Annotated in this window: 18 protein-coding genes; 4 read left to right on the top strand and 14 right to left on the bottom strand. The window is 65.4% G+C overall.

Annotated elements, in window-relative coordinates; translation table 11 throughout:
* The first annotated feature begins 36 nt into the window (after window positions 1–36).
* Window positions 37–270: a DUF3073 domain-containing protein gene (locus tag FBY31_RS11410; protein WP_009359485.1), complete on the top strand. Its 234-nt coding sequence runs from the start codon at window positions 37–39 to the stop codon at window positions 268–270.
* A gap of 623 nt (window positions 271–893) precedes the next feature.
* Here the strand turns inward: FBY31_RS11410 and FBY31_RS11405 are convergent.
* From FBY31_RS11405 to uraD, 6 genes are all read right to left on the bottom strand, one after another.
* Window positions 894–1,199: a hypothetical protein gene (locus FBY31_RS11405; protein ID WP_142040776.1), complete on the bottom strand. Its 306-nt coding sequence runs from the start codon at window positions 1,197–1,199 to the stop codon at window positions 894–896.
* Window positions 1,200–1,618: 419 nt separating this feature from the next.
* The gene (gene purM / locus FBY31_RS11400; protein WP_142040773.1) at window positions 1,619–2,776 is read right to left on the bottom strand and encodes a phosphoribosylformylglycinamidine cyclo-ligase; all 1,158 of its coding nucleotides are present in this window, start codon (window positions 2,774–2,776) and stop codon (window positions 1,619–1,621) included.
* Complete coding sequence (gene purF, locus FBY31_RS11395) at window positions 2,773–4,452, bottom strand: amidophosphoribosyltransferase (RefSeq protein ID WP_142040769.1); 1,680 nt, start codon at window positions 4,450–4,452, stop codon at window positions 2,773–2,775. Before purF ends, purM begins: the two co-directional genes overlap by 4 nt.
* Window positions 4,453–4,511: 59 nt before the next feature.
* Window positions 4,512–4,826 (bottom strand): hypothetical protein, encoded by a 315-nt coding sequence (locus tag FBY31_RS11390; RefSeq protein WP_142040766.1) that lies wholly within the window; start codon window positions 4,824–4,826, stop codon window positions 4,512–4,514.
* A 91-nt stretch (window positions 4,827–4,917) separates the two neighbouring features.
* Window positions 4,918–5,256: a hydroxyisourate hydrolase gene (uraH, locus tag FBY31_RS11385; RefSeq protein WP_142040764.1), complete on the bottom strand. Its 339-nt coding sequence runs from the start codon at window positions 5,254–5,256 to the stop codon at window positions 4,918–4,920.
* The gene (uraD, locus tag FBY31_RS11380; protein WP_142040761.1) at window positions 5,253–5,750 is read right to left on the bottom strand and encodes a 2-oxo-4-hydroxy-4-carboxy-5-ureidoimidazoline decarboxylase; all 498 of its coding nucleotides are present in this window, start codon (window positions 5,748–5,750) and stop codon (window positions 5,253–5,255) included. The genes uraH and uraD overlap by 4 nt, the downstream gene beginning before the upstream one ends.
* A 281-nt stretch (window positions 5,751–6,031) precedes the next feature.
* Here uraD and FBY31_RS11375 point away from each other — a divergent pair, with 281 nt between their 5' ends.
* Together FBY31_RS11375 and FBY31_RS23340 are read left to right on the top strand one after the other, a co-directional pair.
* Window positions 6,032–7,249, top strand: coding sequence for a sensor histidine kinase (locus FBY31_RS11375; protein WP_142040759.1), 1,218 nt, complete (start codon window positions 6,032–6,034; stop codon window positions 7,247–7,249).
* A gap of 286 nt (window positions 7,250–7,535) precedes the next feature.
* Window positions 7,536–7,961 (top strand): hypothetical protein, encoded by a 426-nt coding sequence (locus tag FBY31_RS23340; RefSeq protein ID WP_235013025.1) that lies wholly within the window; start codon window positions 7,536–7,538, stop codon window positions 7,959–7,961.
* A gap of 194 nt (window positions 7,962–8,155) precedes the next feature.
* Here FBY31_RS23340 and FBY31_RS11365 read toward each other — a convergent pair whose 3' ends face one another.
* Both FBY31_RS11365 and FBY31_RS11360 read right to left on the bottom strand, forming a co-directional pair.
* Entirely contained in the window at window positions 8,156–8,731 is a 576-nt protein-coding gene (locus FBY31_RS11365) for a GNAT family N-acetyltransferase (protein ID WP_142040756.1), read from the bottom strand.
* A gap of 56 nt (window positions 8,732–8,787) precedes the next feature.
* The gene (locus FBY31_RS11360) at window positions 8,788–9,279 is read right to left on the bottom strand and encodes a hypothetical protein (RefSeq protein WP_142040753.1); all 492 of its coding nucleotides are present in this window, start codon (window positions 9,277–9,279) and stop codon (window positions 8,788–8,790) included.
* A gap of 184 nt (window positions 9,280–9,463) precedes the next feature.
* On the opposite strand from FBY31_RS11360, the gene FBY31_RS11355 reads away from it, so the two are divergent.
* Window positions 9,464–10,960 carry an MFS transporter gene (locus tag FBY31_RS11355; RefSeq protein WP_142040750.1) on the top strand — a complete coding sequence of 499 codons (1,497 nt, stop codon included), beginning with the start codon at window positions 9,464–9,466 and terminating at the stop codon, window positions 10,958–10,960.
* A 132-nt stretch (window positions 10,961–11,092) separates the two neighbouring features.
* Here the strand turns inward: FBY31_RS11355 and bcp are convergent, their stop codons facing one another.
* The 6 genes from bcp to FBY31_RS11325 form a co-directional block, all read right to left on the bottom strand.
* The gene (bcp, locus tag FBY31_RS11350; protein ID WP_142040747.1) at window positions 11,093–11,572 is read right to left on the bottom strand and encodes a thioredoxin-dependent thiol peroxidase; all 480 of its coding nucleotides are present in this window, start codon (window positions 11,570–11,572) and stop codon (window positions 11,093–11,095) included.
* An 81-nt stretch (window positions 11,573–11,653) separates the two neighbouring features.
* On the bottom strand, window positions 11,654–12,373 hold the full coding sequence (locus tag FBY31_RS11345) for a winged helix-turn-helix domain-containing protein (RefSeq protein WP_142040744.1): 720 nt from the start codon (window positions 12,371–12,373) through the stop codon (window positions 11,654–11,656).
* Between the two features lie 9 nt (window positions 12,374–12,382).
* A complete protein-coding gene (gene allB, locus FBY31_RS11340) occupies window positions 12,383–13,726 on the bottom strand; it encodes an allantoinase AllB (protein WP_142040742.1) in 1,344 nt (447 codons plus the stop codon).
* Window positions 13,719–14,930, bottom strand: a complete 1,212-nt coding sequence (locus FBY31_RS11335) for a glycerate kinase (RefSeq protein WP_142040739.1) — start codon at window positions 14,928–14,930, stop codon at window positions 13,719–13,721. Before FBY31_RS11335 ends, allB begins: the two co-directional genes overlap by 8 nt.
* Window positions 14,931–14,952: 22 nt before the next feature.
* A complete protein-coding gene (gene gcl / locus FBY31_RS11330; protein ID WP_142040736.1) occupies window positions 14,953–16,758 on the bottom strand; it encodes a glyoxylate carboligase in 1,806 nt (601 codons plus the stop codon).
* Window positions 16,759–17,017: 259 nt separating this feature from the next.
* Window positions 17,018–17,896 (bottom strand): 2-hydroxy-3-oxopropionate reductase, encoded by an 879-nt coding sequence (locus FBY31_RS11325; RefSeq protein WP_142040733.1) that lies wholly within the window; start codon window positions 17,894–17,896, stop codon window positions 17,018–17,020.
* Between the last annotated feature and the right edge of the window lie 21 nt (window positions 17,897–17,917).

The raw sequence follows: 17,917 nt of genomic DNA, 5'->3' as shown, positions 1-17,917 counted from the left end.
ACCACCTCCGGTCCAAGTACAAAAGGGGGTCACGCCATGGGGCGCGGCCGTCAAAAGGCAAAAGCTACCAAGCAGGCTCGGGATATTAAGTACTACTCCCCGAACACTGACTATTCGGCACTTCAGCGTGAGCTGACGGGCCCAAGCAGTCGTGCCACGAGCCATTACGCGAATGAGCCGGTTGAACCGGATTATTCGGCTTATGTGGATAAGTACGCGGATGATTTGGAAGAAGACGACGACGAGGTAGACACCCGTCGCATCGGCTAGTTGTCGCAAGGCGCTGTTGCCGCACCTGGCAGCCCTGTGACGCCGCAGCACTAACGGATCCAGTCTGGAATCCGGGTCTCTTGATCGGACCAGTGCAGCGCTTCTTTTTTGGCACCCGGATCCGGGCGGATCACGGGTGCTGACCTCAGTTACAAAGCCCGCTGCCCGCACCGTTACCGGTGCAGGCGGCGGGCTTTTTGGTGTCTGTGCAGGACTACGGCGTCCTTGCCGGTTTAGGGAGGGTGCCCGGATCGAGGCCGGCTGGAGCTCCTGGGTTCCCTCGGCGCTGCGTTCCCTCGACGCTGCGCCCCCGGTAGTCGTTCCAGCGTCGGCGAGTCCCACGGCCAGGACCGACGCCAGGACCAGTGCCGACGCCGGTGCCAGGGCCGCCCACGGTGCGCGTTCCACATAGCCGATGCCCTCCGCCAGGATGAGTCCCCACCCTGACGGCTGTTGCGGGCCGAGTCCGAGGAGCCCGCACCTGAGAGCGGGAGTTCCAGGATCTTTGTGTGGTCCGTGTACGCGAAAGAGCCCCGGCCGGCGGCCAGGGCTCTTCACGCGGAACTCGGAAGGGGGGCGACTAAACGCGTGGTCGCTTGTTCCTCATCGAGTCCGCTGCTCTGCTAGTTATTAATTATGCGGACTGGACCGGTTGCGGTATCGCAGACGGTTACCGCGGTGCCGGTGGCATCCACTGCTTCGCCGAGAACCGCGATCGAGCCGATGTCCGCGACATCGCAGAGGGTTGCTGCGACACTGGCGGCCACATTGACGTCAACGGCATCCTCGACGGTGATGTCGCCGACGGTGACACTAACGAGGCCATCATTCAAAGTGTTGTTGTTTGCCGCCTGCGAAGGTCCGGCAACGGCGCCCATCAGGAACAGGCTTCCAGCGGCTGCGGCGGTGGCTTTCTTCAGAACTGACATAGTTTCGCTCCCTTGATATCTGCCCTGGTGCCCCTATCCGGCAGTCCGCAATTAGCTCTTGGGCTGCCTGAAAGCCGTGCTGATGCATGGCGCAGGGGACCGGGCGTCTCTGTGGTTGCTTCTTCTGGCTTCCGCCGGTTCGGCGGGGAAGGCGGTTCAACCGGCTCGGCGCCCAAGCGCCGGTTTAGTCGGGCTGGGCATTAGGCCTTGGGAAGGCTCCGGGTTGAACATCTGTAGTGCGCTTCCATTTACAAGCCTAAAGCTAAGTATGCTTAGTAGTCAAGGGAGGCAAGTGCCCTAATTTATATTGCCGGTTCTTGCGGCCTTCCATGAGCAAGTGGACTGCCAAGCGATCGAGTGCTCCGTAACCGCCCTTATGGAGCTTGAAAAGGGCAGTTATAGAGCACTCGATGGAGTAGCTAGGCGTAGGCGTTGACCAGGCGGACGGCGCCGCCGTCCACGCCCTTCGCGCCCTGCACGTAGTCCGGGCCGGACTTGAGGATGGAATCCGAGTCCTCTGTGACGGTGCCCATGACCCAGGATGGCAGGCCCCGGTCGTTGAGGCGTGAAACCGCGGCGTCAGCGGCGTCGGCCGAGACGATGGCGACCATGCCCACACCCAGATTTAGGGTGCGCTCGAGGTCTGCCAGCGGCACGCTTCCCAGCTCGGACACCAGCTTGAAGATGGCCGGCAGTTCCCAGGTGGAGCGGTCCACGGTGGCCACAAGGCCCTGGGGGAGTACGCGGGCCAGGTTGGCTGCGAGGCCGCCGCCGGTGACGTGGCTGAAGCCGTGCACAGCCGAAGTTCCCGTGACGGGGAAGGCCCGGGCCAGGTCCAGGCAGTCTGCGGCGTACACGCGGGTGGGCTCGAGGAGTTCCTCGCCCAGGGTACGGCCGAGTTCCGACACCTGGCGGTCCAGGGCCCAGCCGGCATGGTTGATCACGCGGCGGACCAGGGAGTAACCGTTGGAGTGCAGGCCGGAGGAGGCCATGCCAATAACCACATCTCCTGCACGGACACGGTCCGGTCCCAGGAGCTGGTCAGCTTCAACCACGCCCGTGGCTGCGCCGGCGACGTCGTACTCTTGCTCGCCCAGCAGGCCGGGGTGCTCCGCGGTTTCGCCGCCCACCAAGGCGGTGCCGGCCACGGAGCAAGCGGCGGCGATGCCGCGGACGATATCGGCGATGCGCTCGGGCACCACCTTGCCACAGGCAATGTAGTCGGTCATGTACAGCGGCTCTGCACCAACCACCACGATGTCGTCCACCACCATCCCCACCAGGTCGAACCCGATGGTGTCGTGGATGTCCATGGCCTGGGCGATGGCAACCTTGGTGCCCACGCCGTCGGTGGAGGTGGCCAGCAGCGGCTTCTTGAAGGTCAGGAGCCGGGAGACGTCGTAGAGGCCGGCGAAGCCGCCTACCCCGCCGATCACCGAGGAGTTGTGGGTTGCCTTGACGGCACCCTTCATCAGCTCGACGGCGCGGTCGCCGGCTTCAACATCGACGCCTGCGGAGGCGTAGGTGATGCCGGCAGTGTTCCCGGCGGCGCCGGAGGCGGGGGCAGCGGAAGTCATACGGACTCTTTCTTGTCAGCGTCGGGGGTGGTGACTGCGTGATGAATCTCTGGCACGAGGTCGGCGTCGGTCAGCAGGTTCTCGAATTCGGAGTCCGGTCCCGGATCGCAACCGGTGGCCCCGGACTTCTCTGACGGGTCCTCGTTGGGGTCCACGGCCAGGGCGGCGGTTTCACCGGGAAGGGCCGAAGGCGCAGGCTTCAGGCCGCCGAGGTCCGTGCGCTCCAGCAGGTTCTTGCCCAGCTTGTGCGCGTCCGGAAGTTCGATGGGGTATTTGCCCGTGAAGCAGGCGGTGCACAGGCGATCCCGCGGCTGGCGGGTAGCACCGATCATGCCGTCCTCGGAGATGTAGGCCAGCGAGTCGGCGCCGATGGCCTGGGAGATCTCTTCGATGGTGGCACCATTGGCGATGAGTTCCGCGCGGGAGGCGAAGTCGATGCCGTAGAAGCAGGGCCACTGCACCGGCGGGGAGGAAATTTTGACGTGGACCGCGGCGGCACCGGCTTCGCGGAGCATCCGGACGATGGCGCGCTGGGTGTTGCCGCGGACGATCGAGTCATCCACCACCACCACCCTCTTGCCGCGGATCACGGACTCGAGGGCGTTGAGCTTGAGCCGGATACCCAGCTGGCGCAGCGTCTGTGAGGGCTGGATGAAGGTGCGGCCCACGTACGAGTTTTTGACGAAGCCGTGGGCAAACGGGATGCCGGACTCTTCTGCGTAGCCCACGGCGGCAGGGGTGCCGGATTCGGGAACGGGGATGACGATGTCCGCCGCCTGCGTGTTTTCGCGGGCCAGTTGGCGACCCATCTCCACGCGGGACTCGTAGACGGAGCGGCCGGCAATGGCGGCGTCCGGACGGGCAAGGTAAACGTATTCGAAAACGCAGCCCGCCGGCGTCGGCTCGGCAAAGCGCTGGGAGCGCACGCCCTGCTCGTCGATGGCGATGAACTCGCCGGGCTCGATTTCGCGGATGAAGCTGGCGCCCACGGTGGCGAGGGCTGACTGTTCGGAGGCGACAACCCAGCCGCGTTCCAGCCGTCCGAGGACCAGCGGGCGGATGCCGTAGGTGTCCCGCGCGGCGTAGAGGGTGCCTTCGTCCATAAAGACGAAGCAGAAGCCGCCCTTGATCTTGGGCAGGAGCTCGATGGCCGTCTCTTCGAGGGTCTTGCCCGGCTCGCCCTCGAGCAGGGCCGTGACCAGTGCGGTGTCAGAGGTGTTGCCCTGCTTCATTTCACCGGTGAGCTGGCCACCGTGGCGTTCCCGGATCATGGCGTTGAGCTCAGCGGTGTTGGTGAGGTTGCCGTTGTGCGCCAAGGCTACGGTGCCGGTGCTGGTGGCGCCGAGGGTGGGCTGGGCGTTCGCCCAGTGGCTGGCACCGGTGGTGGAGTAGCGGCAGTGTCCCACGGCGAGGTGCCCGGTGAGGGTGTTCAGGGTGGTCTCGTCGAAGACCTGGGAGACGAGTCCCATGTCCTTATAGACGTTGATCCGCTTGCCGTCGCTGGTGGCTATGCCAGCCGACTCCTGACCGCGGTGCTGCAGTGCATACAGCCCGTAATAGGTAAGTTTTGCTACTTCTTCGCCTGGTGCCCAGACCCCGAAAACGCCACAGGCGTCCTGCGGGCCTTTTTCGCCAGGGAGAAGATCATGGGAAAGTTTTCCATCGCCGCGTGCCACTGGTCGATTATCTCACGATATGCGGTATGACTTTTCCCGCCGTCCGTTTGTGACCGGCGCTACTGCTGGTTATCCGAATCGGGCTCGGAGTCGGGAACCGCTTCCACTACTGCCCGCTGCTGGCGTTTGACGCTCCGGCGGTCCAGGACCAGCGCCAGCGCGGCACCCAGGATTGCGCCTGCGCCGGCGAACAGGACCAGGAAGAATCCGAACACCGAGGCGGGGTCGAAGCTTGGGGTTGCGGGGAGGCCGTAAGCCACCAAGGCGGCTACCGCCACGCCCACCAGTGCGCCCAGGATCAGGAACGGCACGTACTTGGGGGCGCGCCGGACGGTTACTTCGCGGCGCTCTGCGGCAGGTTCTTCAGGAGGCATGCATCAAGCCTACATTTCCGCCGTTGCCCTATCATTTACGGTTGCCAAAACCCCGGTTTGGGGACCGTAAGTGACAGGGCAACGGGGAAGGTCAGCTGCCGCGGTAAGTGGAGTACGCGAACGGGCTGAGCAGGAGCGGGACGTGGTAGTGCTCGGTGCCGGTGACTTCGAACACCAGGTCAACCTCCGGGAAAAACGTGGCGGTCTGCAGTCCGGCGTAGTAGCTGCCGGTGGCGAAGTTCAGCTTGTAGTGCCCCGGCTCCAGCCGCTCCGGACCGAGGTCCTTTGCCCGCCCGTCAGCGTCCGTGGTGGAACCGGCCAGTTTCTGCCAGGTGCCGCCGTCGTTTTTGTAAAGCACGACGGCGACCCCCGCCGCCGGGCGCCCGGCGCCTGTGTCGAGGATATGGGTGGTGACGTGGGAGACGCTCATTCGGTGATCAGTCCTTCAAGCCGCAGAACGGCAATCTCACGCAGCTGCTGGGCCACGATGGTGTCTTCCTCGGCGGGGGAGTTGGCAAGCCGGTCATTCAAAGCCTGCAGGATTTCGGGGGCGGTGCGTCCGGCGGCCCGGATTAGGAACACCCGGCCGAACTTTTCCTCGTAGTCCCTGTTGCCCTGCGCCAAAGCCTGAGCAGCGTCAGCGTCCGCGGGGTTGACGCCCGCCTGTTCAGAACGGGACATGGACGCTTCGGTGGTGGCCGCCGTCGGACGCTCCCCGATCCGCGGGTGATGCGCCATGGCGGACTCAACCTCGGCGGACGTGAATGGATTGGCGGCTTCTGCGGCAAAGGCCAGGAGCGCACCCTTGGACTGGAAGGGCCGGGCGGCGGCCACGGTGTCCACCCAGCGCCGGACGTCGATGCAGGGCTTGAGGGTTTCCGCGGCCCGGGCGGGATCCGCAGTGTTAAATTCGGCAAGCTTCATGCTGGCTGCTTCCTCGGTAACAAATGCTGGCATCCATGGTGACGGCTATGCGGAGGCCGGACTTCCGGCACCCGATCGCCGGCAAAGCCCCTCGGGAGCTTTCCCCTTCGGGCTTCCGCATCATGGAACTGTTATTTCAGCATACGTAATATTCAAGTGGAGCGTGCGGGTGGTGTCAAGAGACTACAGCAGCAGTCCGGCCAAGCCGGTATCATCACGGGAGGGCCACAGGCTCGACCAGGCATACTGGGGGACGCAAAATGAATACGGACGGGACGGCTATGCAAACGCTGACCGATCAGGACGCCGCGCGTGAGCTTGAGCTGCGGGAATACGGGCTGATACCTGCACCCGGTGAGACGCCGGCGCTAAGGGACGCCCGGGCAAGGGGCGCTCTGGACAACCTGGTGCGGCTGGCCGCCTCGTTGTGCGGGGTGCCCTTCAGCGTGGTCAACATCATCACCTCGAACCAGCAATTGCAGATTGCCGCCGCCGGCATCGATCCGCGCATCTGCCCGCGGGAGGACTCGATGTGCGCGAGCGTCTTCCTCAGTCCAGGGACAACCGTGGTGCGGGATGCCTCCCAGGACCCGCGCTTTGCTGCCAACCCGTTTGTGACAGGGGAAATCGCACAGATCCGCTTTTATGCGTCGGTGCCGCTCAAGACTTCCAGCGGCCTGGTACTCGGCACACTCAGCGTGTTTTCCGATGCCGCCGAACTTCCCACGCGGGGACAGATTGAGCTGCTGGAAGTGCTTGCGCACCAGGTTGTGGAGCTTCTTGAGCTCCAGCACCGCACATTGCAGCTCAACGAGGCCCTCGCGGAACTCCAACACAGTAACGCCATGCTGTCTGAGTTTGCCGGCCGGGTCAGCCGCGACCTTCGCGTTCCCCTCACCACCATCCTTGGTTACGTGGAGTTGGCGGAAGAGGATCCCGGGATTCTGCCTAACCACCCGGCCAAGGAGTACCTGGAACATATCGGCAGCGGCGGGCAGCGTATGTTGAGCACCCTGGAGGATGTGCTGGACTATTCCCGGGCGGACGGACAGCTGAACCGTGAGCGGGTATCCCTGCTGGGGGTGACCGCAGAGGCAGCGCGGGACCTTGGATTGGACCTTGGGCTGAGCAGCGGAATCCTGTGCGAGGACGCGGAGCTGTACGCCGACCGGGCCCAGCTGCGCACCATGGTGCAGAACCTGCTCGCCAACTCCCTGAATTACCGGGATCGGCAGCGGGACCCCAAGGTGACCGTGACGGCCACCAGATGCACCCGCGGGGTTACCATCCACGTTGCCGATAACGGCAGGGGCATCCTGCCATCCGAGCGCAGGAAGGCCGTGGAACCCCTGATGCGGCTGAACCGGCCCGGCGACGGTTCAGGGACAGGGCTGGGCCTGGCCACCTGCCTCCGGATAGCCCAGGCGCACGGCGGCGAGCTTTCCATCAGCGATACCCCTGGCGGCGGAGCTACGGTGTCGGTGACATTCCCGGACTAGCCCTGCGGCGTCCCGGACAGGATCCAGTACTTCGTCAGTATTAACCGCGGCAGGGGCGTGTCGCAAACTTTCAGATGTGATGGAGGTACCCCTGCCGATTCCGGGGCGACGGCGGGTCGCGGCAGGCCTTGGGGCGGCCTTGCCGGATCTTGCGTAAATCTTGGGACCTGCTTGCCCGGACGTTGAGGAAGGCCCGGGACACTCATGGGTAGGGACCAGCTTCGCGGGGACGAGGGTCAAGGACGATCCGTCCGGGGGCTGGCCGGCTTGCAGGAAGGCGCAGCCAATGGGACAGATCAACATTTCAAACCAGACGACGGCGGCTGCCGCTGTCTGTGCGGAACCGGCCGGTGTGAAGCAGGCCTGTGCTGATCCGGCGGCCTGCGTGAAGAAGGGCTGCGCGCGGCATGCCGCAGCACGGTCAGCGGGGCCACACGACCTGCTGCGCGCTTCCTTGAACAAAGGCAGGGCGCTGCTGCGTGTCTACTTCCACTCGCGGAAGGTGCGTGCCGCGGCCAATGCCCTGGCACAAGCACTGGCCGAGTCGCGGGAGTCATCCAGTTGGCCCGGCGACCGGCTTCCAGTGGGTGAGGAGATGTCCGCCCAGGTGGAGAAGCTGACGCGCCGCCTGAAGCTGGAGACCGAGGCGCATAACAGGTTCGAGGCACTTTTCAGGAGTGTGGATTTGGGGCGTTCCGCAGCGGCGGTTTAGGTGCCACACTTGGGAGCAATCGAGTGGCTGGGGGATACAGTCAGGAGATTGCAATGGCTTGGTATACCGGGTGGGCGTACCTCATCGCGGGGCTTATGACAGTGGATGCCCTGCTCCTGGCCTTGTGGGCCATTGACGAGGGCTGGCCGGGCAGTTGGTGGAAGAAGCCCTGACTCCTGGTTTTGGAAAGCCGGCTAGCGCCGCAGATCCAGCCGCATCAGTACCCGCGGGAAGCCATTGAGTATTGAATCCGTGTCCGCCGCTTTGGTGAAACCGGCGTCCTCGAAGAGCTTCCTGGTGCCCACGTAGGCCATGGTGAGGTCCACCTTTTGTCCGTGGTTGTCCACCGGGTAGCCCTCGATGGCCGGCGCCCCGTAGCTCCGGGCCATGTCTACGGCGCCTTTCAAAAGCTGGTGTGAGATGCCCTTGCCCCTGTGCGCGGGCCGCACCCGGATGCACCACACTGACCAGACGTCCAGATCGTCCACATGCGGGATCTTCCGGTTGCCTGCGAAACTGGTGTCCGCACGGGGGTGAACCGCTGCCCACCCCACTGGCTCGCCGCCGTCGTACGCCAAAACCCCCGGTGGCGGATCCTCGGCCACCAACTGCTTCACCAGCTCTGCGCGCTCCGTGCCGCGCAACGCCTGGTTCTGCTTGGACGGGATGCGGTAGCTCAGGCACCAGCAAACATTGGCGTCGGGCCGCTTGGGTCCCACCAACGCCCGGACGTCCTCAAACCCGGTGGCCGGACGGACCTCGATCAGCATGCGGCCATCCTGTCATACTCCGGAAGGCCCGGACCCTGTTCCCTTAGCCTGTTCTCTCAGTCCATGGTTATGCGTCCGATGCTCCAGGCGGCCACCTTGCGGAGGTCAACCCTGGTAGCTGGCATGCGTACATGGACTCCGCCCGAAAGCAGCGCCGGGGCAAGGAAATGAATGTACCGGTCAGGCCCCTGCGGAAGGTTTGCTTCGGCTTTTTCCGCTGCCTCCGGCTTTGGTTCCTCGCTTTTCGACTCCACGGCGGCGAGGGCGTCTGCGATTGCGGGGCTGCCGATGCGGATCTGGTCATTTTGCCGTTGCTTCCAGGCGTTCTCAGAGACCACAGAGCCGGAAATGATGGTGCCGTCAACCACTACGGTGAGCTCTATTGTTGAGTCGTCGCCCATCCTGAAGAGAGGGGCCAACAGCAGCATCAGGCGGTGGTCAATCTCGTGCCAGGTTTGGGCCTCGAAGTGTTGCCGGTTCGCGCTGGTCTTCGCGTGGTGCTCTGAGACCACCTTCGTGATTGCTTCTTCCGCAGAGTCGTGCGCCATGGCTCGTCCTTTCACGGTTCCATCCGGCCGAATACGCTCCCCTATGAGCTTAGTTTCCGGTGCCCGCAGCGCAATCGCCCGGGCTTCATAACGGAGGGTCCGGTTCGGGGCTAAGCAGGAGGTCGCCTGTTCCACCCTGTTTCCACCCTGTCAGCTACCGCTGGCCGTCACTACACTGGGACGCATGACCGAGCAGGAACCGGGCCGGGGCAGGGCCGCTGCGGCTCCCGACGGCGGGACGGGGTTGAGCGAGGACGTCACCCTCACTTCCACACCGGCTGAGGAGGCCGAACCAACGCGCCTTGCCGATCCTGACGCCGTAGACACCTCGCTGCGCACCCCGGCGGAACGGTCCCGGACCTTCGCCGGGATCCTGGTGAACACTGCCCTGGCCAACATCACCACCAGCTACCTGTGGTTTGCCCTGACGTTCTGGGTGTACCTGGAGACCCGCAACGTGATCGCCACGGGAGTGGTGGGCGGCGCTTACATGCTGCTGATCGCCCTGTCCAGCATCAGCTTCGGCACCTTCGTGGACCGCTACCGCAAGCTGGCCGTGATGCGCTTTGCTGCCGGTTTCACCCTGGTGATGTTTGTGCTGTCCGGAGTGATGTTCCTCCTGACGCCCGCGTCGTCGCTGCTGGACCTGACCCGGCCGTGGTTCTGGGTCTTCACCGTGGTCATCCTGATCGGCGCGGTGGTGGAGAACCTGCGGAATATCGCGCTGTCCACTACCGTCACCATCCTCATCGAGCCGGACCGGCGGGCCAACGCTAACGGGCTGGTGGGGATGGTGCAGGGGTTGATGTTCCTCATCACTTCCGTGCTCTCTGGGCTGTCGGTGGGGCTGCTGGGCATGGGTTGGACCATTGTGGCCGCACTCGTACTCACGGCGCTCGCCTTCGCGCACCTGCTCACCCTTCGCATGCCTGAGGAAACGCGTGTGGCGGACAGTGATGCGCACGGCGGATTCGACCTTCGCGGCTCCTACGCCGCTGTGCTGGCCATTTCCGGGCTGTTCGCCCTGATCCTGTTCTCCACGTTCAACAACTTCATTGGCGGTGTCTACATGGCGCTGATGGACCCCTACGGCCTGGAGATGTTCCCAGTGGAATTGTGGGGCATTTTCCTGGCTGTCGGCTCCAGCGGGTTCCTGATCGGCGGGGCGCTGATTGGCAAGTTCGGACTCGGGGCCAACCCGCTGCGCACCCTGCTCATTGCGGTGGTGGCCATGGGGGTCCTCGGCGCGGTGTTCACGCTGCGGGAGTGGGCATGGCTGTACGTTGTCGGGATCTGGCTGTACCTGACGCTGGTGCCCGTTGTGGAGGCCGCCGAACAGACGGTCATCCAGCAGGTGGTGCCGCTGGCACGGCAGGGCCGGGTGTTCGGCTTCGCCATGGCCTTTGAGTCTGCAGCGGCGCCCATCACGTCCTTCCTGATTGCGCCGATCGCCCAGTTCTGGATCATTCCCTACGCACGTTCGGCCGACGGCGCGGCCCAGTTGGCTCCGCTGCTGGGCGAGGGCACCTCCCGCGGCATTGCCCTGGTGTTCCTGATTGCAGGGCTCATCATGGTGGCCGCCGCGCTGCTGGCTTTCCTGACGCCGGTGTACCGCCGGGTGTCGGCCGAATATCAGCAGGCGGCCACAGAGGCGAAGGCGGACAGAGCAGCAGCAGGATGAGTTGCAGCCGCCGGATGACTTGCACCGCGATGGGGCCGTTAAATGCCGGACGCTCCCGCCGTATGAACTGGTCCATAAGTGCGAGAGCGTCCGGGGAAAACGTGCGTTATGTGAGAGAGCGTCCGGGGGAAGCTAGATTCCCAGGGCTTCTTTCAGCGCCGCCACGTGGCCATCGGCCTTCACCTGGTACTGGACGAGCGTGACGTAGCCTGCGGGGTCCACCACCACGGTGGAGCGGACGATGCCTTCAACGATCTCGCCGTCCACCAGCTTCTCGCCCCAGGCGCCGTAGGCCAGTGCGACGGTGTGGTCCTCATCGGAGAGCAGCGGGAAGGTGAGGGAGAAGTCGCCGGTGAAGCCTGCCAGCGCCTCGGGGGCGTCGGGGGAGATGCCGATGACCTCGTAGCCTTTGCCCTGCAGGGAGGCGAGGCTGTCGCGGAAGTCGCAGGCCTCGGTGGTGCAGCCGGGGGTAGCGGCCTTGGGGTAGAAGTACACGATGACGTTCTTGCCACGGTAGTCGGCCAAGGCAGTCTCCCGGCCCTGGGCGTCCTGAAGGGTGAAATCAGGGGCCTGGGTTCCGGGCTGAAGCTTGGTGGTCAGGGTCTGGCTCATGGCGTTCCTTTGGAAGTCTTTGTCAGTGAATGGCAAAACATCAAGTGAAGCGGGTTCCCGCTTAGTCATACAACTCCGGCGTCATATGCAGTATTCCGCCGGACCCCGGACAGTTGCGCAGGCGCCGGGCACAAACCGGTATCCGCCGCCGCGGACGGTAACCACGGCATGGCGCGCCGTGCCGAGTTTGCGGCGGATCCGGCCCACGTAAACATCGATGGACCGGGCCGAAGCGCCGGGGGTTTCAAACGAATCCAGGAACTCCTGGAGTTCCTCCCTGCCCACCGGGCGGGACAGGTGGGTCACCAGGTACCGGAGCACCTTGAACTCGACGCCGGTCAGCGCCACAGGCGTGCCGTCCAACAGGACCTGGTCGGCCGCCAGGTCCACGGCGACCCGGCTCACAGGGCCAGCCGACGGCGGCAGCCGCGTGCCGCCGTCGTCCTCGCAAAGTGCATCATCAGGTGCGCTGTCAGGTACGTGGCCAGGTGCACCGTGAGGTGCCTGCTCAAGTGCGCCGGGGTTCTCCGCCGCGGAAGGAGTGCCAGAGGAGTGGTCTGCGGCTCCTTCCGCCGCGGCGGAGGCCCCGGACGTGGGGGCTCCGGCGGCAGGCCAGTGGACTTCCGCCTCCGGAGCAGTTTTCAGGGCCCGGGCAAGGACGAGTTTGGCGGCGCGGGCCAGCAGTTCGGGGCTGGTGCTTTTCTCGGGAACCACCCATACGGCAAGGCCGCGGGCAGCAGCCTTCTGTGCACCAAATCCTGGTCGCGTCCCCGCCCCCGGACAGTGCGCTTCCACTGCCACGGCTCGTCCCTAGACTCCGCCGCGGCGGATCAGCTTGCCCGTGGGGGTCTGGCCGTCCACCATGGCGCCGCGCAGGAACGTCTTCCGGACCACGCCGGAGAGGGCCTTGCCGTCGTACGGGGTGATGGGGTTCTTGTGCTTGAGCTTGGAGACGTCCACCACGAAGGCCTCGTCCGGGGCGAAGATGGCGAAGTCGGCGTCGTAGCCCAGCGCCAGCCGGCCCTTGTTCGAGAGCCGTGCAAGCGCTGCCGGCTTCTCGCCCATCCACGAGACAACCTGCTCCAGCGGGATGCCGCGGTGCCGTGCCTCGCTCCAGATCAAGGACAGGCCCAGCTGCAGCGACGAGACGCCGCCCCAGGCCACGGCGAAGTCACCGTTCTCCAGGTCCTTCAGGTCCAGCGTGGAGGGGGAGTGGTCCGAGACGATGCAGTCGATGGTGCCGTCCAGCAGTCCCTGCCAGAGCAGCTCGCGGTTGGACGCCTCGCGGATGGGCGGGCAACACTTGTAGGCGGTGGCGCCGTCCGGGATTTCCTCGGCCATCAGGGTGAGGTAGTGCGGGCACGTTTCCACGGTGAGCTTCACGCCGTCGCGCTTGGCGGAGGCGATCATGGGCAGCGCGTCCGACGACGACAGGTGCAGGATGTGCGCCCGCGCACCTGTCCAGCGGGCCCGTTCGATGACCTCGGCGATGGCCTTGTTCTCGGCGCCGCGGGGGCGTGAGGCCAGGAACGTGGAGTAGTGGTCGCCGCCGGGGTGGGGGGCGCGGTCGATCGCGTGCGAGTCCTCGGCGTGGACAATCATCAGCGAATCGAAGGACTTCAGCTCGGCCATGTCCTCCTCCATCTCGTCCGCGTCCAGGTGCGGGAAATCGTCCACGCCCGAGTGGAGCAGGAAGCACTTGAAGCCGAAGACGCCCTCGTCGTGCAGGGGGCGCAGGTCAGCCTTGTTGCCGGGGATGGCGCCGCCCCAGAACCCGACATCGATGAACGCCTGGTCCTCGGCCACCTCGCGCTTGAGCTTCAGGTTTTCCACCGTGGTGGTGGGCGGAACGGAGTTCAGCGGCATGTCGATGATGGTGGTGACGCCGCCCGCGGCTGCGGCCCGGGTGGCGGAGGCGAAGCCCTCCCACTCGGTGCGGCCGGGCTCGTTGACGTGGACGTGGGTGTCCACCAGGCCGGGGATCAGGGTTTCGTCGCTGGCCAGTTCGATGACCTCGGCGCCGGCCAGGCTGTTGCCCAGCGGCTCAAGCGCTACGATTTTTCCGCCACGGACACCCACTTCACGGGGTGCCAGGCCGGCGGTGGTGAGGATGCGCTGGCCGCGGATGACCAGGTCGTAACGTTCTTCAGACATGGAGGTCCTCCTTGGTGGCGGTGCGGGCCAGCGTGTTCGCCGCCAGCCTTCCGCTGATCTGCGTGCCCAGCTGTTCGAGAAGCTGTGCAGCCTCTGCTATGCACCTGTTTACATTGCTTTCCAGCTCGGTCAAAGCGTAAACGTCCTCGAATCCGGCGGCGCTGGCCTGGCCAGCCTCAAGGGTGGTCCGGCCGCACACCGCGATCACCGGGACACCCTGGGCGGCGGCAGCCCGGGCTACACCCATGGGCGTTTTGCCCAGCAGGCTCTGCTCGTCCAGGCTGCCTTCGCCGGTGATCACCAGGTCAGCGCCCGCCAGTCTCTGCCTCAATTTGGTGAATTCCAGGACGACGTCGATCCCCGGCCGGCGGGTCGCGGCGAGGACGGCGATCGCTGCGTAGCCAACGCCTCCCGCCGCTCCGGCGCCCGGGGCTTCCGCCGCTTTGATGGCCCTGTTGTTCGGGCCAACAGGTCCGATTTCCCTGGCCAGGACTTCGACAAACCTGGCCAGGGCGGCGTCGAGCACGTCGACGTCCTGTTGTGCTGCGCCCTTCTGCGGGGCGAAAATCGCCGCGGCGCCCTGGGCGCCCACCAGGGGATTGTCGACGTCGGACGCCAGCACAAAGCGTGTGTCCTTCAGCCGGGGTTCGAACCCGGTGAAGTCGATCCGGTCCAGGTGGGCCAACGCGGCACCGCCGACCGGAAGTTCGTTGCCCCTCGCATCGAGGAACCTTGCCCCAAGCCCCTGCAGGAGCCCCGCACCGCCGTCGGTATTGGCACTGCCGCCCACGCCCAGGATGATGCGGTTGCTGCCGGCGTCGAGGGCGGCGCGGATGAGCTGGCCGGTGCCCAGGCTGGTGGCGGTGCGCGCCACCGTCGGGCCTGGCAGTCCCCCAACCAATGCTCCGGCGGGGAGCAGGGCCAGGCCCGAGGCTGCCGCCATTTCGATGACTGCCTCATTGCCCCGGACAGCGAAATCGGCCGTGACACGTTCGCCTGTCGGTCCCGCCACCAGGGCGCTGCGGCGCGTGAAGCCCGAGCCGACGGCGGCGTCCAGGGTGCCCTCACCACCGTCGGCTACCGGGATGCGGAGGACCTCAAGGTTCCCGCCAGCTCCTCGCTGCAGTCCCTTTTCGAGGTGCGTGCAGACGTCCGGGGCTGACAGGGATCCCTTGAACTTGTCCGGGGCAATGACAATGCGCATGGCAGTGTTTGTCTTTCTTGTTCTAGGCCTGCAGGTTCCAGCCCTGCAGGGCCAGGATGGCAGTGGGGGCGTCGGTTGCGGTCTCGGCCAGCTCCTCGAACTCATTCACGGCGTTGATTTCCACACCCATGGAGATGTTGGTGACCTTCTCCAGGATCACTTCCACCACCACGGGAACCTGGAACTCGCCCATCAGGGCCTTGGCCTTGTCGAACGCGGCGGCGAGGTCGTTCGGGTCCTCCACACGGACAGCTTTGCAGCCCAGGCCCTCGGCCACCTTCAGGTGGTCCACGCCGTAGCCGCGTGCGTTTTCGGACAAGTCCGCGCTGTTGACGTTGTCGAACGCCAGGGACACGTTCTGCTCCATCTTGAACCCGCGCTGGGACTGCCGGATCAGGCCCAGGTAGGAGTTGTTGACCACCACGTGGATGTACGGGAGGTTGAACTGCGCGCCAACGGCCAGTTCCTCGATCATGAACTGGAAGTCGTAGTCGCCGGACAGGGCCACCACGGTCTCGTCCGGCTTGCCGCGAACCACGCCAAGCGCAGCTGGGGCGGTCCAGCCCAGCGGACCTGCCTGGCCGGCGTTGATCCACTTGCGCGGGCCGAAGACGTGCAGCATCTGCGCGCCGGCGATCTGGGACAGGCCGATGGTGGACACGTAGATGGTGTCGCGCCCGAAGGACTTGTTCATTTCCTCGTACACGCGCTGTGGCTTGATGGGGATGTTCTCGAAGTGGGTCTTGCGGTGCAGGGAGGCCTTGCGGTCCTGGCACTCGGCAACCCAGGCGCTGTAGTCCGGCAGGGACCCTGCTGCCTTGCGCTCCCTGGCGAGCTCAACCAGCCCGGCCAGCGCCGCGCCGGCGTCGGACGCGATGCCCAGGTCCGGCGAGAACACGCGGCCGATCTGCGTGGGCTCAATGTCAATGTGCACGAACTTGCGGCCGGTGGTGTAGGTCTCCAGGCCGCCGGTGTGGCGGTTGGCCCAGCGGTTGCCGATGCCGATCACGAAGTCGCTCTGCAGGTAGTTCTCGTTGCCGTAGCGGTGGGAGGTCTGCAGGCCCACCATGCCGGCCATGAGCCGGTGGTCGTCCGGGATGGTGCCCCAGCCCATCAGGGTGGGGATGACCGGGATGTTCAAGGTCTCGGCAAGTTGCACCAGCTGGGCGGAAGCGCCGGCGTTGATGATGCCGCCGCCGGCCACGATCAGGGGGTGCTTGGCCGCGGTGAGCATGTCCAGGGCCTTTTCCAGCTGCTTCCGGCTGGCCCTGGGCTTTTCGATGGGCAATGGCTCGTAGGTGTCAATGTCGAATTCGATCTCGGCCAGCTGCACGTCGATGGGCAGGTCCAGCAGGACCGGGCCGGGCCGGCCGGAACGCATCAGCTGGAAGGCCTTCTGGAAGGCACCCGGAACCTGGCCGGGCTCCAGGATGGTCATGGCCATCTTGGTGACGGGCTTGGCGATGGACTCGATGTCCACGGCCTGGAAGTCTTCCTTGTGCAGCTTGGCCACGGGGGCCTGGCCTGTGATGCAGAGCATGGGGATGGAGTCGGCCCAGGCGGCGTACAGGCCCGTGATCATGTCCGTGCCGGCGGGGCCGGAGGTGCCGATGCAGATGCCGATGTTGCCGTCCTTGGCGCGGCTGAAGCCGTCCGCCATGTGGCTGGCACCTTCAACGTGGCGGGCCAGGGTGTGGCGGATGCCGCCGTGGGCGCGCATTGCGGAATAGAAGGGGTTGATCGCGGCGCCTGGCAGGCCGAACGCCTCGATGGCGCCTTCCTTTTCCAGGATGGCCACCGCTGCATCTACGGTACGCATCTTGCTCATGGTGTGCTCCTTGGGAAAGTCTGTTTTTGGGCGTGTCGAAGCTCGGTGGTTGAGCCTGTCGAAACCTGTTTTTGGGTGTGCTGGAGGAAGGCCCGGCGGTGAGGGCGTTATCGGTTGGTTGGTTGGTTTAGATGGTCTAAACCGGGCTTGTCGTGGCTTGGATTTCGACAGGCCCAATCACCGGTGGCTGAGCCGGGCCCACGCCCGCCGGGTTCCCTGACCGAGCTTGCGAGGTTAGGGGGCGGGTGGGGAGCGAAACTTACTCCCGGCCGCTGAGCTGGAGGACCTGCTTGAAGAGTCCGGAGTGGTCCAATGCGCCGTCGCCCTGGTTGACGGTGGCGGCGACGAGCTGTGCGACGACCGCGCCGAGGGGGATGGCGACGTTTGCTTCGCGGGCGGCGGAGGTGACGATGCCCAGGTCCTTGTGGTGCAGGGCGAGTCGGAAGCCGGGCTCGAAGTTGCGGTCCAGCATCTTCTGGCCCTTCTGGACCAGGACCTTGGAGCCGGCCAGGCCGCCGCCGAGGACCTTGAGGGCGGCGTCCGTGTCCACGCCGTAGGCCTCGAGGAAGGCTATGGCCTCGCCGAGGACCTCTATGTTGACGGCGACGATCAGCTGGTTGGCTGCCTTGACGGTCTGGCCGGAGCCGGAGGGGCCCACGTGGACGATGGTTTTGCCCACAGCGTTCAGGACATCCTGTGCGTCCTCGAAGTCCTTCTTGTCACCGCCCACCATGATGGACAGGACAGCGTCGATGGCGCCCTGTTCGCCGCCGGAGACCGGGGCGTCGAGGGGGCGGATGCCGGCGTCGCGGGCTTCGTCCGAGAGGCGCTTGGCGACGTCGGGGCGGATGCTGGAGGCGTCGATCCACAGGGTGCCCTGCCTGGCGTTGGCAAAGACGCCGTCTTTGCCGCTGACCACGCCCTCGACGTCGGGGGAGTCCGGCACCATGGTGATGACGACGTCGGCATCCTTGACAGCGTCCGCGATGCTGGTGGCGCCCTTGCCGCCTTCGGAGACGAGCTTGTCGATCTTGTCCTGGCTGCGGTTAAAGCCGGTGACGCTGTGGCCGGCTTTGACCAGGTTGATGGCCATGGGCAGGCCCATGATTCCGAGTCCGATAACTGCAACATTGCTCATGATGGTTCTCTTTCTGAAGTC

This window comes from Arthrobacter sp. SLBN-100 (assembly GCF_006715305.1).
Taxonomy (GTDB): Bacteria; Actinomycetota; Actinomycetes; order Actinomycetales; family Micrococcaceae; genus Arthrobacter.
The sequence above is the reverse complement of the archived record's forward strand: the minus strand, read 5'-3'. Positions and strand labels throughout refer to the sequence as shown.

Bases quoted from the DNA above. Each gene is read 5' to 3' on its own strand.
- FBY31_RS11410 (WP_009359485.1), top strand. From the start codon at position 37: ATGGGGCGCGGCCGTCAAAAGGCAAAAGCTACCAAGCAGGCTCGGGAT.
- FBY31_RS11405 (WP_142040776.1), bottom strand. From the start codon at position 1,199: ATGTCAGTTCTGAAGAAAGCCACCGCCGCAGCCGCTGGAAGCCTGTTC.
- purM (WP_142040773.1), bottom strand. From the start codon at position 2,776: ATGACTTCCGCTGCCCCCGCCTCCGGCGCCGCCGGGAACACTGCCGGC.
- FBY31_RS11390 (WP_142040766.1), bottom strand. From the start codon at position 4,826: ATGCCTCCTGAAGAACCTGCCGCAGAGCGCCGCGAAGTAACCGTCCGG.
- uraH (WP_142040764.1), bottom strand. From the start codon at position 5,256: ATGAGCGTCTCCCACGTCACCACCCATATCCTCGACACAGGCGCCGGG.
- uraD (WP_142040761.1), bottom strand. From the start codon at position 5,750: ATGAAGCTTGCCGAATTTAACACTGCGGATCCCGCCCGGGCCGCGGAA.
- FBY31_RS11375 (WP_142040759.1), top strand. From the start codon at position 6,032: ATGCAAACGCTGACCGATCAGGACGCCGCGCGTGAGCTTGAGCTGCGG.
- FBY31_RS23340 (WP_235013025.1), top strand. From the start codon at position 7,536: ATGGGACAGATCAACATTTCAAACCAGACGACGGCGGCTGCCGCTGTC.
- FBY31_RS11365 (WP_142040756.1), bottom strand. From the start codon at position 8,731: ATGCTGATCGAGGTCCGTCCGGCCACCGGGTTTGAGGACGTCCGGGCG.
- FBY31_RS11360 (WP_142040753.1), bottom strand. From the start codon at position 9,279: ATGGCGCACGACTCTGCGGAAGAAGCAATCACGAAGGTGGTCTCAGAG.
- FBY31_RS11355 (WP_142040750.1), top strand. From the start codon at position 9,464: ATGACCGAGCAGGAACCGGGCCGGGGCAGGGCCGCTGCGGCTCCCGAC.
- bcp (WP_142040747.1), bottom strand. From the start codon at position 11,572: ATGAGCCAGACCCTGACCACCAAGCTTCAGCCCGGAACCCAGGCCCCT.
- allB (WP_142040742.1), bottom strand. From the start codon at position 13,726: ATGTCTGAAGAACGTTACGACCTGGTCATCCGCGGCCAGCGCATCCTC.
- FBY31_RS11335 (WP_142040739.1), bottom strand. From the start codon at position 14,930: ATGCGCATTGTCATTGCCCCGGACAAGTTCAAGGGATCCCTGTCAGCC.
- gcl (WP_142040736.1), bottom strand. From the start codon at position 16,758: ATGAGCAAGATGCGTACCGTAGATGCAGCGGTGGCCATCCTGGAAAAG.
- FBY31_RS11325 (WP_142040733.1), bottom strand. From the start codon at position 17,896: ATGAGCAATGTTGCAGTTATCGGACTCGGAATCATGGGCCTGCCCATG.